Annotated in this window: 9 protein-coding genes and 1 pseudogene; 7 read left to right on the top strand and 3 right to left on the bottom strand. The window is 41.1% G+C overall.

Features of this window, described 5'->3' with window-relative positions; translation table 11 throughout:
* Nucleotides 1-1366 precede the first annotated feature (1366 nt).
* From licT to Q0A12_RS10105, 3 genes are all read left to right on the top strand, one after another.
* Nucleotides 1367-2203, top strand: coding sequence for a BglG family transcription antiterminator LicT (gene licT, locus Q0A12_RS10095; protein WP_291292527.1), 837 nt, complete (start codon nt 1367-1369; stop codon nt 2201-2203).
* A 117-nt stretch (nt 2204-2320) separates the two neighbouring features.
* On the top strand, nt 2321-4180 hold the full coding sequence (locus tag Q0A12_RS10100; RefSeq protein ID WP_291292528.1) for a beta-glucoside-specific PTS transporter subunit IIABC: 1860 nt from the start codon (nt 2321-2323) through the stop codon (nt 4178-4180).
* A 22-nt stretch (nt 4181-4202) separates the two neighbouring features.
* Complete coding sequence (locus Q0A12_RS10105; protein WP_291292529.1) at nt 4203-5633, top strand: 6-phospho-beta-glucosidase; 1431 nt, start codon at nt 4203-4205, stop codon at nt 5631-5633.
* Between the two features lie 69 nt (nt 5634-5702).
* Here the strand turns inward: Q0A12_RS10105 and Q0A12_RS10110 are convergent, their stop codons facing one another.
* Complete coding sequence (locus tag Q0A12_RS10110) at nt 5703-7397, bottom strand: histidine kinase (protein WP_291292530.1); 1695 nt, start codon at nt 7395-7397, stop codon at nt 5703-5705.
* Complete coding sequence (locus tag Q0A12_RS10115) at nt 7394-8911, bottom strand: response regulator (RefSeq protein ID WP_291292531.1); 1518 nt, start codon at nt 8909-8911, stop codon at nt 7394-7396. The genes Q0A12_RS10110 and Q0A12_RS10115 overlap by 4 nt, the downstream gene beginning before the upstream one ends.
* A 169-nt stretch (nt 8912-9080) precedes the next feature.
* On the opposite strand from Q0A12_RS10115, the gene Q0A12_RS10120 reads away from it, so the two are divergent.
* The 4 genes and pseudogenes from Q0A12_RS10120 (at nt 9081) to Q0A12_RS10135 (ending at nt 14431) form a co-directional block, all read left to right on the top strand.
* The gene (locus Q0A12_RS10120; RefSeq protein WP_291292532.1) at nt 9081-10367 is read left to right on the top strand and encodes an extracellular solute-binding protein; all 1287 of its coding nucleotides are present in this window, start codon (nt 9081-9083) and stop codon (nt 10365-10367) included.
* 158 nt (nt 10368-10525) lie between these two features.
* The gene (locus Q0A12_RS10125; protein ID WP_291292533.1) at nt 10526-11401 is read left to right on the top strand and encodes a sugar ABC transporter permease; all 876 of its coding nucleotides are present in this window, start codon (nt 10526-10528) and stop codon (nt 11399-11401) included.
* 17 nt (nt 11402-11418) lie between these two features.
* Nucleotides 11419-12219 (top strand): annotated as a pseudogene (locus Q0A12_RS10130) (carbohydrate ABC transporter permease); the annotation flags it as partial.
* Nucleotides 12220-12241: 22 nt separating this feature from the next.
* On the top strand, nt 12242-14431 hold the full coding sequence (locus tag Q0A12_RS10135) for an alpha-galactosidase (RefSeq protein WP_291292535.1): 2190 nt from the start codon (nt 12242-12244) through the stop codon (nt 14429-14431).
* Between the two features lie 326 nt (nt 14432-14757).
* On the opposite strand, the gene Q0A12_RS10140 is transcribed toward Q0A12_RS10135, so the two are convergent.
* Nucleotides 14758-15975, bottom strand: a complete 1218-nt coding sequence (locus Q0A12_RS10140) for an IS110 family transposase (protein ID WP_291292536.1) — start codon at nt 15973-15975, stop codon at nt 14758-14760.
* Between the last annotated feature and the right edge of the window lie 232 nt (nt 15976-16207).

A 16207-nucleotide genomic window follows, 5' to 3' on the forward strand; every position in this document is an offset into this window, starting at 1 on the left:
AAATTGTTTTGGTGGAAAAATAACCGGAGATTGTAAGTGAATAAATAAACTACTCAGAAACAGCAGGATTTCTTTCTTTTTATGCCTTTTTTTAAGATAAAAGAATTGTTTTAAACAACTATTTTGTTATTTGAATCCAGTTTCTTGTTTAATAAACGGAGGATATTAAAGAGTTATATTGCATTTAAAATAACACATAAAATCTGTTTAAACAAGCGAAAAGCAACAAGAATTGTTTTTACACTCTAGAGAGGGCATCTGCTGAAAATCAGAGGGATAATGAAGAAACTTTGCCATCAACCTTTTCGAACAAACAGACAGAAATCCCTTGAAATCAATACTTTGGCTTGCAGATAAATGTTTGTCTGTGGGACTAGTCTCGTAGCGTTAGCAATAAAAAGGCAAAAAGCGAGGGATGTTGATTGAGAATAACAAGGGAGTAATTGAGAATAAGCAGCTTCTCCGACAGCAAAGCTGTTGAAGGATTACAGGCATTTCCACTAATCGAGGTAGTAACAGGATTTGGAATCGTTTTTGCTGTTGGAGAACAGGCTTGGTCAAGGAGTTCTCGAAACAATTGCTGCAAATAGTCTCGACTGACCAAATCAAAGGAAGCAAAGTCGTTATTGAATTCATGAGAGCAAAATCTAAGATTTCTCTGGCAGTGACATGTTATGAGGTGCAAAGAGATGAAAAGCAATGACTGACTCCTCGACAGATTTTGCTGAAAGGAAACGAAGTTGCTAGAAATCTAAAACTAACCACATTGAGATACAGTCAAAATTGCGATAGCGGGCTGTGGTAGCAGGTTAACAGAATCATTACTGGATTCAGTGAAGGCTGCAGGGACATTGCAAGATGGAATGAGCGCTTTGTCCACCTGTTCACGAGACAAATCGACCGACTAAATCTGTCTGTTTTGTCTGGTTTGGGCCGGTGACTCTCACGTAGATGGTCTCCGGTAGACAAAATCTCGCCAAGCACCGAATTTTCTCAAAACGTCGCTTACGATCAGTGCACCATGGGTGCGGTGTAGTTTTTTTTGAGGTTTTTCTCTGAAAGTGGCTTGCGAAAATCTAGAGGAGCTAGGTAAAAGTATGAGGTACAATAGATAGAAAAATCCCCTAACTCCCAGGAACTGAAAAGAAGTGAAATAAAGGATTCTATATAGGTGGAATGGCCAAAGAAAATCTAAGAAAACATGAGAAAACCCTTCGTAGGAACCAGTCTTTCAGTCTCTTTTGTGAAAATCTGATTGACGACTGTTTTCTCGCATGCTACACTGGCTCTGAGGATTGTTACCGCTTTACGTGGGCTATACCTATTTTTTGTGTGAAGAAATCTAAAGAAGAATAGGGCTGTAATAATGAATGTGACAAAAGTGATTAATAACAATATTGTGATCTCTGAGAATGAAGACCATCAAGAGTTGGTCGTTATGGGGAAAGGCCTTGGTTTCAAAAAGAAGCCGGGAGATACCATTGACGAAACCAAGATCGAAAAAGTCTATCTTAGTACACAAGAGTGGAATGTCACCAAACTTACCCAGTTGCTTTCTTCTATACCAATCGAACAAATTCAAGTTGCCAATGAAATTATTAGTTTTGCGAAAGTATCTTTAGGAAAAAAATTGAGTGAAAACCTTTTTTTGACGTTGACCGACCATATCAACTATGCGATCGAGCGCTATCAAAATGGCATGGAAATCAAGAATGCTCTTCTTTGGGAAATCAAACGGTTCTATAACCATGAATTTCTGATCGGAAAAGAAGCGTTATCGATCATCAAAAATCGTCTGTCAATCGAGTTACCGGAAGACGAAGCTGGCTTTATTGCATTACATATCGTTAATGCGGAGCTAGAGATGGCGGAAGTGAGCCAAGTTTCTGAAATGGCAAAAATCATTCAACATGTCCTAAATATCGTCAAATACCATTTTTCGATGGAGTTGGATGAATATTCTCTGAATTATGAACGTTTTGTGACCCATTTGAAATTTTTTGTACAACGGCTTTTCAGTGGGACCAAGCTGGATGATGCCGGCACAGGCAGTTTTATTTTCATGTTGAAAGAGCGCTATATGAAAGAATATGCGTGTGCATTGAAAATCAGCGAATATATCAATAAAGAATTTGGTAGACCGTTAGAAGAAGATGAACTGATTTATTTAACGATACACATCAAACGAATAACAAGTGCTTAGGATTGTTACTGGTAAGGCAGGCTATACCTAAATGGACCTCAATCGATGAGGTTCATTTAGGTATTTTTTTTTGACACACAAGAAATGACTAAAAACCATCTAGGAGGAAACAGCAACATGAACTATAAAGATTTAGCACAATCGATCATTGAAAATGTCGGTGGCGAAGAAAATATCCAAGGATTAACTCATTGTGCCACTAGACTGCGCTTTAATTTGAAAGATGATCAAAAACCAGCCGAGGCAACGTTAAAAAACACACCCGGCATCATGGGTGTAGTCAATAAAGGCGGACAGTACCAAATCATCATTGGCAGTGATGTCGGAAATGTCTACAAAGAGATCGCGAATCAAACAAATCTTGAAACAAATCAAGGAACAGAAAAAGATGATCGTGGTCGGGTAGCCAAAGTGATTGATACGATCACAGGAATCTTTACGCCTATTTTGCCAGCAATCACTGCAGCAGGGATGTTAAAAGCTGTCTTATCTTTATTGGTAGTTTTCAATGTCTTGACTGCCGAAAGTCAAAGCTATCAAATTTTGAATTTCATGGCAGATGCGGCGTTTTACTTCTTGCCGATTTTGTTAGCAGCGTCTTCTGCACAAAAATTTAAGACGAATATGTATCTGGCGATGATGGTGGGAGGGATTCTCTTACATCCAAACTTTATTGCGATGGTGAATGCTGTCAAAGAAGCTGGTGGAAGCATCCAACTCTTTGGCTTGCCAATCTCTCCGGTAACTTATTCCTCATCGGTAATCCCGATTATTCTTAGCGTCTGGTTCATGTCTTATATCGAACCAATTGCTGATAAAGTTTCGCCAAAGGCCATCAAGTTTTTCAGTAAACCATTGCTGACGATTTTCATTGTGGGAGCAGTGGCACTCGTTGTGTTAGGCCCACTTGGTTATATTATTAGTGAAGCCATCTCTTCAGGAATCCAAGCTTTAGAAAGTGTTAGTCCGTGGATCGTTCCGTTGTTGATTGGTGCATTTTCACCGCTTTTTGTCGCTACCGGAACCCACTATGGTCTGGTACCGATCGGTATCAACAATCGGATGACAGCCGGTTACGATACAGTGATTTATCCAGGAATGCTTGCTTCTAATGTCAGCCAAGGTGCAGCAGCAATTGGTGTCGGAATCAAATCAAAAGATACCACAATCAAACAGTTAGCTTTCTCAGCTGGTTTAACTGGTCTTTTTGGAATTACTGAACCAGCGTTATACGGTGTCAACTTGCGCTTCAAGACCCCGCTTTATGCAGCAATGATCGGTGGTGGATTTGGTGGCCTCTTCATGGGAATTATGCGCGTACGTAATTTTTCTGGTGGGTCTCCTGGTCTTTTGACATTGCCAAGTTATATCGGTGACGATACATTAAGCTATTTGATCAATGCCTGTATTGGGGCTGCCATCAGTATTGTGATTACCTTTATTGTGACATTGTTCTTGTATAAAGACCCAGTAAGTGAAGCAGAGGCAGAAACGCCAGTAAAGAAAGAAAATCAGCACTTTAGTGGCGCTGAAATCAAATCACCCTTAAAAGGTGAGCTAAAGAGTTTGAAACAAGTCAATGATGGGATGTTTTCAGAAGAAATTTTAGGTCAAGGGGTAGCGATTGAACCAGCAGAAGGAATGGTCACTGCACCGATTCAAGGAACGGTTACGGCTGTTTTTGATACAAAGCATGCGATAGGGTTGACCAGCGATGAAGGCATCGAATTGTTGATCCATGTGGGCATCGACACGGTAAAATTGAATGGCAAAGGCTACGACTACCAAGTAGAAAAAGGCCAGAAAGTAGCGGTAGGAGACCCATTGATCCAATTCGATCTTGCTGGAATCAAGGCACAAGGCTATCCGGTCATCACGCCGATCGTTGTGACGAATAGTGGTGAAGTTGGGGACATTTTGACTGCTAATGAAGGCCCTATCGACTTTGGACAACAAATCATTAAAGTCATCAATTAGAAGACAAGGGATGTGAGAGAAAATGGGATTTCCAGAAGGATTTTTATGGGGTGGCGCAACTGCTGCCAACCAATGTGAAGGCGGATATGATCAAGGAGGACGCGGCTTAGCCAATGTCGATGTGATTCCAACTGGGGCCGATCGACGAGCTGTGATCACTGGTAAAAAAAAGATGTTGGACTTTGAAGAAGGCTATTTTTATCCTGCAAAGGAAGCCATCGATATGTATCATCGTTTTAAAGAAGATATTGCGTTGTTTGCGGAAATGGGCTTTAAAACCTACCGACTCTCCCTTGCATGGTCGCGGATTTTCCCCAATGGAGATGAAGAGGTGCCCAATGAAGAAGGTTTGCACTTTTACGAGGAACTTTTCTTGGAATGCCGCAAACATCAAATCGAGCCACTAGTGACTATTACACACTTTGATTGCCCAATCCATTTGATCAAAACCTATGGCGGCTGGCGTAATCGAAAAATGATCCAATTTTATGAAAAATTGTGTCGTACCATCTTTACGCGATACAAAGGATTGGTTCACTATTGGCTGACCTTCAATGAGATCAATATGATCTTGCATGCGCCATTTCTGGGCGCGGGGCTAACCTTTGAAGAAGGGGAAGACGAAGAACAAGTCAAATATCAAGCTGCCCATCATGAATTAGTCGCTAGTGCATTAGCGACTAAGATTGCTCATGAGATCGATCCCAACAATCAAGTAGGTTGTATGTTGGCAGCAGCCAGTTATTATCCTTACAGTTGCAACCCGAAAGACGTTTGGGAAAGCAAACAAAGTGATCGAGGCAACTACTTTTTCATTGATGTCCAATCAAGAGGGGAATACCCCCGTTATGGCTTAAAAATGCTAGCAAAAAAAGGAATCACTATTCCATGCACACCAGAAGATGCTGCATTGTTAAAAGCCCATACGGTTGATTTTATCTCATTTTCTTATTATGCTTCACGAGTAGCAGCTTCCGAAGATTCAGGAGTGGAAAAAACAGCAGGGAATTTATTTCCAACAATCAAAAATCCCTATTTGGCATCTTCTGAATGGGGCTGGCAAATCGATCCTTTAGGCTTGCGGATCACTATGAATGATTTGTATGATCGGTACCAAAAGCCTTTGTTCATTGTTGAAAATGGGTTAGGGGCTGTCGATGAGCCAAATGAAGCTGGTGAGATAATCGATGATTACCGCATCGCCTATTTGAAAGCCCATATCGAAGCCATGAAAGCTGCTATAGATGAAGATGGCGTAGAGTTATTAGGCTATACCTCTTGGGGCTGTATCGATTTGGTTTCTGCAGGGACGGGTGAGATGAAGAAACGATATGGTTATATTTATGTCGACCGTGACAACGAAGGAAACGGCACGTTGGAACGTCGGAAGAAAAAGTCATTTAGCTGGTATCAGCAAGTGATTGCCTCCAATGGCGAAAATTTAAGTAATTAGAAACAAAAAGGATCCAACCGTATCCGCTCTGAGAAAGATTGCCAGAGCAGATATGGTTGGCTTTTTGTTTTAGTCCGCTTGTTGGTTTGGCAAAAGGAGACGAACCGTGGTTCCTTCATTGACACGAGAGTCGACAGTCAACCCGTATTTTTCCCCATAGAGCAGTTTGATTCGTTGATCGATATTTTCCAGTCCGATACCAGAATAATGTTCGATTGTCTGTTGCTTATTCAGGGAGGAGGCGTCATCAAAGCCGATACCCGTATCAATGATTTCAATGACCAGTCCCAATTTACCAATGCGAGAAAAAATTTGGATATACCCTTTTTCTGCTTCGGGGAAGGCATGAAGATAGGCATTTTCGATGATGGGTTGCAAAATCATTTTTGGAACCAAGCAATTTTCACAGCCATCGGCAGAGAAAATCGTTGATTGGATTCGGTCACCATAGCGAACATTCATTAGTACCAAATACTCTTCTACAATGGCTAATTCATCTTTTAACGGTACGATCTCTTTACGATTGAACGTATGGCGGAGCAGCTGAACGAAGCTATCGATGGCTTGAGTCGCTTTTTCCTGTTCATTTTGCCAAATCAAAAACTTGATGGCTGTCAATGTATTGTAAATAAAATGGGGCTGGATCTGCATTTGTAAGGAACGAATCTCAAATTTGCGTTTTTCCGCTTCTGTGACCATTAAATGATCGACATAGGATTCTAAATCCTCCAGCATCAAATTATAGGCCCGTCCAAGTTCTTGGGTTTCATAGGTACCATTGATGGAGACTTTATTGCTGAAATCTCCCTGTGTGACTGCCGGCAATTTGTCGATCAATTGATAGATGGGTTGTGTGATCGATCGAATGATCCAGAAAGCCAACAAACTAAACAGTAAAATGCTAACAACAACGATCCATACTGCTGGTTTGATCAGATTCATGTTGCGGACCAAATGTGATTCATCCAGTAGATCATAGAATGTGAACTGATAAGAATAAAGCGGCATCTGGTTGACAGAGTCTTGTTTGTCTTCAATCATGGCTGGATCAAAAACAGCCCCGAGTTCTTGGGTTTCAGAAGTGGACAAAATCTGTCCTTGGTCATTGACCACATAAATAGTATGCAATGTTGTATCTAACAATTGCCGATAGATAGAAGAAAAGTCCGATTCTTTCAAAAAAATCAGCGCATAGCCAAACAAGGCATCGTCCTTCATCAATTTGCGTACATACATCAACCCAGGGGAATGACTGGTGGAGGTACTCAATCCTTGTTCCAGAAAATAGTACTGGCTAATCGCTTCATTTTCATTGATTTGTCGTGTGAAATCACTTGCCAGAAAGTCTTCCACCGACTGATTTCGCACTGCGTCGTTTTGAAAGAAGGATCGGCCATTGGTTCCAATCAAGACCAAGTTGGAAGGAATCGTTTGAAAAAGCGAACGAGTATCTTTCATTTGTTCCGTAAATTCTAAAATCGTTCGCCCTTGATTCAATTCTCCTTTCAAGTAGTTTTCGACGGCTTTACTTTCATCAACGACATCAAAAATACGGTTGATATTCTCATTCAAACGCTCGTAATCTTCTTGGATTTTATCCAGAAGCAAGCGATTCGAACTTTGATAGGATGCGACATAAGCATCTTTGGAACGGCCGTAGATAACGATCACTGTTAATAGACACACACTGATGACTCCAACGATGACAAACAGAAAGATGCGACTGAATAATTCATTTTTTTTGAGCCACTGCTGGATTCTCATAATTGATTCAACCGCCGATACTTAGAAGGCGTAACCTGAAATTCTTTTTTAAAGATCCGAGAAAAATAACTGATATCGGAATAACCCACGGCCTCGCTGATCTCTGACAGATTTAATTCGGACTGGATCAATAATTCCTTGGCTCGTTCCAAGCGCGTATTTTTCAAATAGTCAGAGAAGCTCATTTTTAATTTTGAGGAGAGAAAAGCAGACAAATAGGTATAACTAAAGTGAAAAGTTTCGGCTAATTCAGAGAGTGAAAGACTCTTCATATAATTGTCTTGAATGAACCGTTGAATCGAAACCAACAGATCATCTTCATCAATTGGAGAAAGCGTTGTCAATTGTTGGCGAATCTCGTCGATCGTAGACAGTAATAAATCTGAGAAATCTTCTAAGTATAAGACATGGCCAATCTCGTGGAGAAATTCTGCCCGCAAGCGGCTAAAGCGAGGGGCGGTAGGAAATTCTTCTTCTAGTCGTGACAACAATGTATAAAAGATACTGCTGGCTTGCTGCTTTAGAAAGTTAGGATCGACATTCGACAAGATCATTTCATTGAAATAGTCCTCGATACGGGTAATTCCCAACAAAAAGTTATTATCTAATAATGCCCGCAAAAATTTTTTCGTGTCAAAACGATCACTTTCCATATAAGGAAAAAGCTCTGTTTCGAAAACAAGTCTTTGCTGTTTGTAAAAAAAGGATTGTTCACGGCTTTTTTCTTTGATTGCCAAAAAAGCAGGACGTAAGTCTTCCATTCGTTCAAAGGGACGTCCAAGGGTAAAAAAGGCATTCGGTTCGGTATAAGTCAATTGTTCCAAACACTTTTTCAAAGGACAATAGAAGTCACTGTCTTCCATATAACTGATCAATAGTCCTGCATCATTATGACTAGTCTTAAAAGCCAATGTTTTTAAGCAGGCCTTTGATTGCGAAAATTCTGTCAGCGCATGAAAAAGCTGTTCCGAGGAGCGAAAATAACTGCCATTGGTGTAAAGAAAACAGAGTTTTTGCTGGACAGTCAAATCAAAATAGTCCATAAAAGGAAGCAGCGGTTCTTCATAACCGGCTAGATAACGGTTCAACGATTCTTGCAGTGGAATCTCACTAGTCCCTTGTCGGGCATCTGTCATTTTTTCCCGAATCCCATGGAGTGCTTTTACTAAGAGTGCCGGTGTCAAGGTTGGCTTCAATAAATAATCGATGGCGCCATTTTTGAATGACTGGCTGACATATTGGAAGTCATCATAACTGCTTAATACCAGAAAGTGGATACTCGGATATTGCTGCTGAATCACCCTTGTTAGTTGGATGCCGTCCATTTGAGGCATTTTTAAATCAGTGATGACGATCTCAGGTTGTAGTTGTTGGATCAGTGTCAAAGCTTCTTGTCCGTTGGCGGCAGCTCCCAACAGTCGGAACCCTTCTTGTTCCCAGCGGATCATATGTTTTAATCCATCACGGATCGTGGACTCGTCATCTACGAGTAAGACCGTATGTAAATGTTGCATGGTATCCCCCCTATTTCTTTATTCTAGTATAAACGCTTTCAAATAAGAACGGTATTGGTAAAAATTTTCTATTTTTGGACTATTTTAGTAAGCTCTTTCAGAAACGTTGTATCCGTTTACAAGTCCAGTGTATAGTAACAATGTACTTAAAAGGAAAGAGGGAGAAAAAATGAAAAAATTGATTGCATCACTCGTGACCGCCGCTACGCTACTCACACTGACTGCTTGCGGCAGCAATAACGCCAGCACCGGAGATTCTGGAGAGTCCTCTGATAAAGTAACAGTCTGGGCTTGGGATGAAACCTTCAATATTAAAGCGGTCAATGAAGCCAAGAAAGTTTATGAAAATAAAGATGTTGATGTAGAAGTAGTGACGATGTCACAAGATGATATCGTCCAAAAATTAAACACTAGCCTTGCATCAGGAAATACCGATGGGTTACCGAACATCGTGTTGATCGAGGATTATCGTATTCAAGGCTATTTATCTTCTTATCCGGATGCTTTCAGTGATTTAACGGATATCGTCAATGAAGATGATTTTTCTAGTTATAAGTTCGCTGTCAACAAAATCGATGATGTCATCTATGGCGTTCCCTTTGATAGTGGGGTAGCTGGATTGTTTTACCGAACTGATTATTTAGCCGATGCGGGGTATGAAGCTGCTGATCTTGAGGACATCACCTGGGATGACTTTATTCGCATTGCCAAAGATGTCAAAGAAAAAACCGGCCATGCCATGATGTCATTAGATCCAAGTGATCTTGGATTGGCTCGGATCATCATGCAGTCAGCCGGCGAATGGTATACCGGTGAAGACGGCACGACAGTAACGATCAAAGACAATGAATCATTTAAAGCGGGCTTGAATGTCTTGGCTACGCTATTGAATGAAGGATTAGTTGAACAAGTTTCTGACTGGGATGGCGGTGTCAATGCGGTTCAGTCCGGAAATGTGGCAGCAGCACCAACTGGCGCTTGGTATTCTAGTACCATTCAAGGAGCTGAAGATCAAAGCGGTAAATGGGCGATTGCACCGATTCCAGCATTGGCAGGCGGCAAATCAGTGAATGCATCCAGCATTGGTGGCGCAGGCTGGTATGTGATCAAAGGCGTAGCTGGCGAAGAAAATGCCAAAGACTTCTTAGATAATACCTTTGCTTCAAATAAAGAATTGATGGGAACATTGGCAACAGAAATCGGGTTAGTCTCAACCATGAATGCTGCAGAAGAAACGAAAGAGTATACTTCAGGCCTTGATTTCTACGGGGGACAAAAAGTCTTCCAAGACTTCTCGCAATGGTCTCAGGAAATTCCAGCAGTCAACTACGGGAATCATACCTATGCCATCGAATCTGTATTGACAGAAAGCTTACAACGAGTAATCAATGGCGAAGACATTGATAAAGTGTTAGATGAAGCCCAAACACAAGTAGAAGCACAAATCGCAAACTAAGCAATTCGTTTCGCTATGGTTTCCTAATCAACGAAGAAGATACGAATGATCCTTGCTGGTTTCAACAATTCCCCCGTGGTTACGAGGGAGTTGTTGAACAGTCTTCGTATGCTTCTTGGTTTTTAATCGCCGTAGCGCCGTCTAAAGGAGGAATCACCATGAAAAATAAATCAAAAAACTGGTTTGCGAATGGCAACGCATTTATTTCATTACCTGTGATCTTGATTACATTATTAGTATTTGTTCCTATGATTTCAGCTCTTTTTACTTCTTTTCAATCGGGACCACCGACAACGATGTCATTCAATGGCTTGGGAAATTATCAGCGGATGCTGAGTGACTCAACCTTTAAGAAGGCTTTTGGCAATACGTTTTTATACTTATTGATCCAAGTTCCGATCATGCTGTTTTTGGCACTGATCGTTTCAAACATATTAAATGACAAGAAACTAAAATTCAAAGGCCTTTTCCGAACGGCGCTCTTTTTGCCTTGTATTACGTCACTGGTCTCTTATTCGCTGATCATGAAAAGTTTGTTTTCTGCCAATGGATTAGTCAATAATTTTTTGCTGCAGATCCATCTGATCGATACGCCGATCCTTTGGTTAACGGATCCTTTTTGGGCAAAAGTATTGATCATCTTTGCCATTACATGGCGTTGGACAGGCTATAACATGATTTTCTTTATCTCTGGTATGCAAAATATTGAACCTAGCATTTACGAAGCCGCTGAGATTGATGGTGCGACTAAATGGGATCAATTCTTCAAAATAACAATCCCTAATTTACGGCCAATTATTTTATTTACAACGATTACGTCAACCATCGGAACACTGCAGTTATTTGATGAAGTACAAAATATCACAGGTGGCGGACCTGCCAATGCCACTACGACACTCTCGCAGTATATTTATAATCTGAGTTATAAATTCACCCCGAACTTTGGCTATGCAGCAGCTGTTTCCTTTGTGATCGTGGTTGCTATCGTCGTCTTGTCTGTGATCCAAACAAAATTAGGAGGGAAAGAAAATTGAAAACATTCTCTTTAAGCGTAAAATATCTTTTCTTGGGCCTGTTGGCCTTTGTCTCCATTTTTCCATTTGTTTGGATGATTTTGGGAATGACCAATCAAACCTTTGATATCGTGGCAGGAAAAATCATGATTGGGGATCAACTGGTGATCAATTTTCAAAACCTGTTTGCTTCAGAATTGAATTTTACCCGTGCTTTAGGTAATTCCGCCGTGATTGCTGTGATTACGACTGTTTTTGCTTTACTGTTTTCTTCCATGGCTGGCTATGGCTTTGAAATCTATCGAACCAAAACCAAAGACCGTATCTTCAATATTTTACTTTTATCCATGATGGTCCCATTTGCCGCATTGATGATTCCTTTGTATCGGATGTTTAGTCAGCTTAGCGGAACTCCCATCGGAATCAATACTTTTGCAGTGGTGATTTTACCTTCTGTTTGTACAGCGTTTCTGATTTTCTTCTTCCGTCAAAACATCAAAGCTTTTCCCAAAGAATTAGTGGAAGCAGCTCGTATCGATGGGTTAAATGAACTAAGTATTTTCTTCCGGGTCTATATGCCAACAGCCAAAAATACCTATGCAGCAGCTGCTATCATCACCTTTATGAATAGCTGGAACAATTATTTATGGCCGTTAGTTGCTTTGCAGTCGCCGGATAAACGGACAGTTCCGTTAGTATTATCAGCGATGGGGGCATCGTATACACCTGATTACGGTATGATGATGTGCGGCATTGTGATTGCGACTTTACCAACCGCGATTATCTTTTTCGTGTTGCAAAAGCAATTCGTTCAAGGCATGTTGGGATCTGTGAAATAAAGAATAAAGAAGAGGTAACGTGATGATTCATTTTGATAAGAAAAACCAGATTTTCCATTTGAGCAACCAACAAGTCAGTTATGTGATCCAAATTGAAGAAGGGGGCAACTTGGCCCATCTCTATTTTGGCAAGCAGCTCAACCAGTATTCGGGCCATTACCGCTACCCGCGATTCGATCGTTCCTTCTCGCCGAATCCAGCAGGTAGTACAGATCGCTTGTTTTCATTGGATACATTGATGCTTGAGTTTCCTGGCAATGGGTTTGGTGATTTTCGTGAAGCGGCGTACGATATTCAGCAAGCCAACGGAAGCCATAGTGCTCATTTTATGTACCATAGCCATGAAATCAGTCATGGCAAGCCAGCACTTGCTGGTTTACCGCAAACCTATGGTGAAACAAAGGAAATCGAAACGCTGCAAATCACTTTGCGGGATGACATTGCTGCCCTTGAGTTGATTTTGACCTACAGTCTCTTTGCCGACACCCCAGCGATCATTCGCTCGAGTATGCTAAAAAATCATAGCAGCGAAACAATTGTGATTCGTCAACTTGCCAGTCAGTCACTGGATTTTTCTAATCGGCCCTTTGAGCTGATCCAGCTAAATGGTGCTTGGGCGAAAGAGCGGCAGATTACTCGAGAAGTGGTTCAAACGGGGATCAAGAAACTCGACAGCAAACGAGGGGCCAGCAGTCATCAGCAAAATCCTTTCGTTGTTTTAGCTGATCCGACAACCACAGAATTTACGGGGGAATGCTATGGGTTCAGTCTGCTATATAGCGGCAATCATGAAACCGTGATTGAAAAGGATCCTTATGGGCAAACACGAGTCATTATGGGGATCAACAGCTATCGTTTTGCTTGGAATTTGGATCCAGAAGAAAGTTTCCAAGCCCCAGAAGTTGTGACGGTGTTTAGTGACCAAGGACTCAACCAAATGTCACAAACCTATCATCGTTTTTATGACCGCCATCTTATCCGCGGGAAGCACAAGCTTGCGGAGCGACCAACATTGATCAATAATTGGGAAGCTACTTATTTCGATTTTAATGAAGAAAAGTTAGAGCAGATCGTTGATGAAGCCAAAGCTTTGGGAATTGAACTGTTTGTTTTAGATGATGGTTGGTTTGGTGCCCGAGAAAATGATTTGACTTCATTAGGAGACTGGTATGAAAACAAAGGAAAACTAGCTTCCGGACTGCGGGGATTTGCAGAAAAAGTTCATCAGAAAGGTTTGAAGTTTGGTCTCTGGTTAGAACCTGAGATGATTTCAGAAGCCAGTGAACTCTATCGTCAGCACCCAGACTGGGTCTTGAAAGTTCCTGGAAGGCCACCGGCTTTGAGCCGCAGTCAGTGGGTCTTAGATTTTTCCCGAGCAGATGTTCGCAACCATCTTTTGGCGCGACTCACGGCGATTTTTGAAGAAGTTCCGATCGATTATATCAAATGGGACATGAACCGCAATATGACCGATGTTTACTCTTTGTTATTGGAACCCACGCAACAAGGGGAAGTCTTCCATCGCTATATGTTAGGGCTTTATGACTTTTTAGAGCAGTTGACGACTGCTTATCCGAATATTTTGTTTGAAGGATGTTCAGGCGGCGGCGGTCGCTTTGATGCCGGCTTCTTATATTATATGCCGCAAATTTGGACCAGTGATAACACCGATGCAATCGCCCGTTTGAAAATTCAATATGGCACTAGTTTGTCGTATCCGACTTCTAGTATGGGTTCCCATGTTTCTGCGGTCCCTAACCATCAGACCGGGCGGATGACGGATTTAGCGATTCGCGGCAATGTGGCGATGTCTGGGGTGTTAGGTTATGAACTGGATTTGACGTCATTATCTCCTGAAGAAAAACAGGCGATCAAAGAGCAAGTGGCCTTTTACAAAACCCATCGGCGCCTCTTCCAATACGGTACCTTTGTCCGTTTATTAAGTCCTTTTGAAGGCAATGATACGGCTTGGATGTATGTCTCAGAGGATAAACAAGAAGCCATCGTTTTCTATTTCCGCGTATTGACCGAAGCATCTGCACCACTGGTCACCCTCAAGTTAGCTGGATTAGAGGCAGACTTATTATATCGAATGGGAGAAACTGAAATTGGCGGCGATGAATTGATGCAAATGGGCTTCTATATTGATCCTGCACTATCTGGTGATTACGCAACCCAAATGTTCCATTTAACAGCTGTCAATAACCTGTAAAATGGTTTTCCTTCATCCTTAACAAGCAAAACGAGAACTGTAACAGATGCAAAAACAGACGCAACGATCATAGCTGGTAGGAGAACCCCTTCTCTTCAATCAGCCAAAGGATCAACTGAACCATAGGAACAATTCCTTGTGCCTTTGGCTAAACGGTTTGTTTGAAGTGCTGTCACAGTTCTTTTCCTACGATTAGTCAAGGGAAACGAAAAAGAGTGTCAATTTAATTTTATTAATATGATTGTTAAGTATCTTTACCCATGTCAAATAACCCTCACTTTGTTCATTTTTTTAAAGAGAGGAAATAGTGGTATAATTATCTTATATTAATGGTCCATTGAGACCGTGTACGAGTAATCGTACCTTGTCCCATTCCTAACCATGGCATGGAGACACTTTAGCAGCTTGTTCATACAAGCTACGATGGCAACCTTTTCTTTTTTCGGGAGGGGTTGCTTTTTTAATTTGTAATAGTAATCGACGACATGATTCGGCGCCGCATGTTGGGCTCTGATCATATTTTTGATAATAAAAAAGAGAATTTTTCGACCTTTTGGATTTCCACGTTTATTGATGTGGTCTTGTGCTAAATATTTTCCAGATTGATAGCGCCTTATGTCAATACCTATATAAGCGTTGGCTTTTCTAGAATCAGAAAACCGACGAAGGTCTCCTAGCTCACCAATGAACTGAGCCGCACTGAGCTCACCAATCCCAGGAAAACTAGCGATCATAGAAAACTCTTCTAGCCGTTTGGCAGATTCAATCATTTGTTTCGCTAAGATTTCTTTCTGATTTAAAAGAACTTGTAGCTGCTCCGCATAATAGCGTGTTTTTGCGACGGGTATTGCCGTTTCAGAAACAGCTGGATAGGAATCTTTGGCATAAGCAATCAGTTCCTCTGCTTTGTTTCTTGCACGATTATCTGATATTTTCTTTGCGGTAGCGTTCATTAATTGATTTTTGATGATCGTTCTAGATTGCTTCAACACGAATGATGGATGAGGGTATTGAGCAATCATGGTTAATCCGTATGACGTAAGTCTGTTTGACAATACTCGTTCAAGTTCAGGAAATGTTAGCTGGATCGCGTTGTGCAAATGCATGCGCATACGTCCGATTTCATCCATGATTTCTTGATAGAATCTTGAAAGGTCTCTAAGCTCTTGATAGAGCGGTTCGGCTGGAGTAGTCTTTGTCCTCGAATTATTCCAATGAGTTTGTGCTAATCGATGAGCATCCCGTTTATCGGTCTTCCATTTTCTCAAAGATTCCTTTTCCATCTGTTGTTTGGCTTGAAGTGGGTTTAAAACATAATACATCAACTGATTCGTTTGACAAAAAGTTTCTACTGGTCGAGAGTAAATACCTGTCGATTCAAACACAATTTCTGGCATTTCAGGCAAACGCTCAATAAGAGCAAGTAACTCTTGAAACCCGCTTTTGGTATGTGTGATTTCACCTTCATAAAGACAAGTCATTTCTTGATAAATCACATAAAAACTTTTTCCCTTTGAAACATCTAATGCGATAACAGTTGCCATATAAATCCTTCTTTCTGTTTTCGAAAGTTCTTCACTCAATCATTCCGATTCCAATTTCCTATACACGGGCTCGAAGCCCCAACATACTTAAACCTGATTCAAGAATGTCAGTGAAGAAGCTCGGTTTTTACTGCGGGCTTATACTACGCTCATGGAACTATGTTCGAGCTTTCTCTCACTTCTCACTATAATCCAAAAAGAAAAATAGAGGGTAGAATCAGCCGTCACTGAC

The sequence above is a fragment of the Enterococcus sp. genome, from assembly GCF_022711995.1.
Taxonomy (GTDB): Bacteria; Bacillota; Bacilli; order Lactobacillales; family Enterococcaceae; genus Enterococcus_D.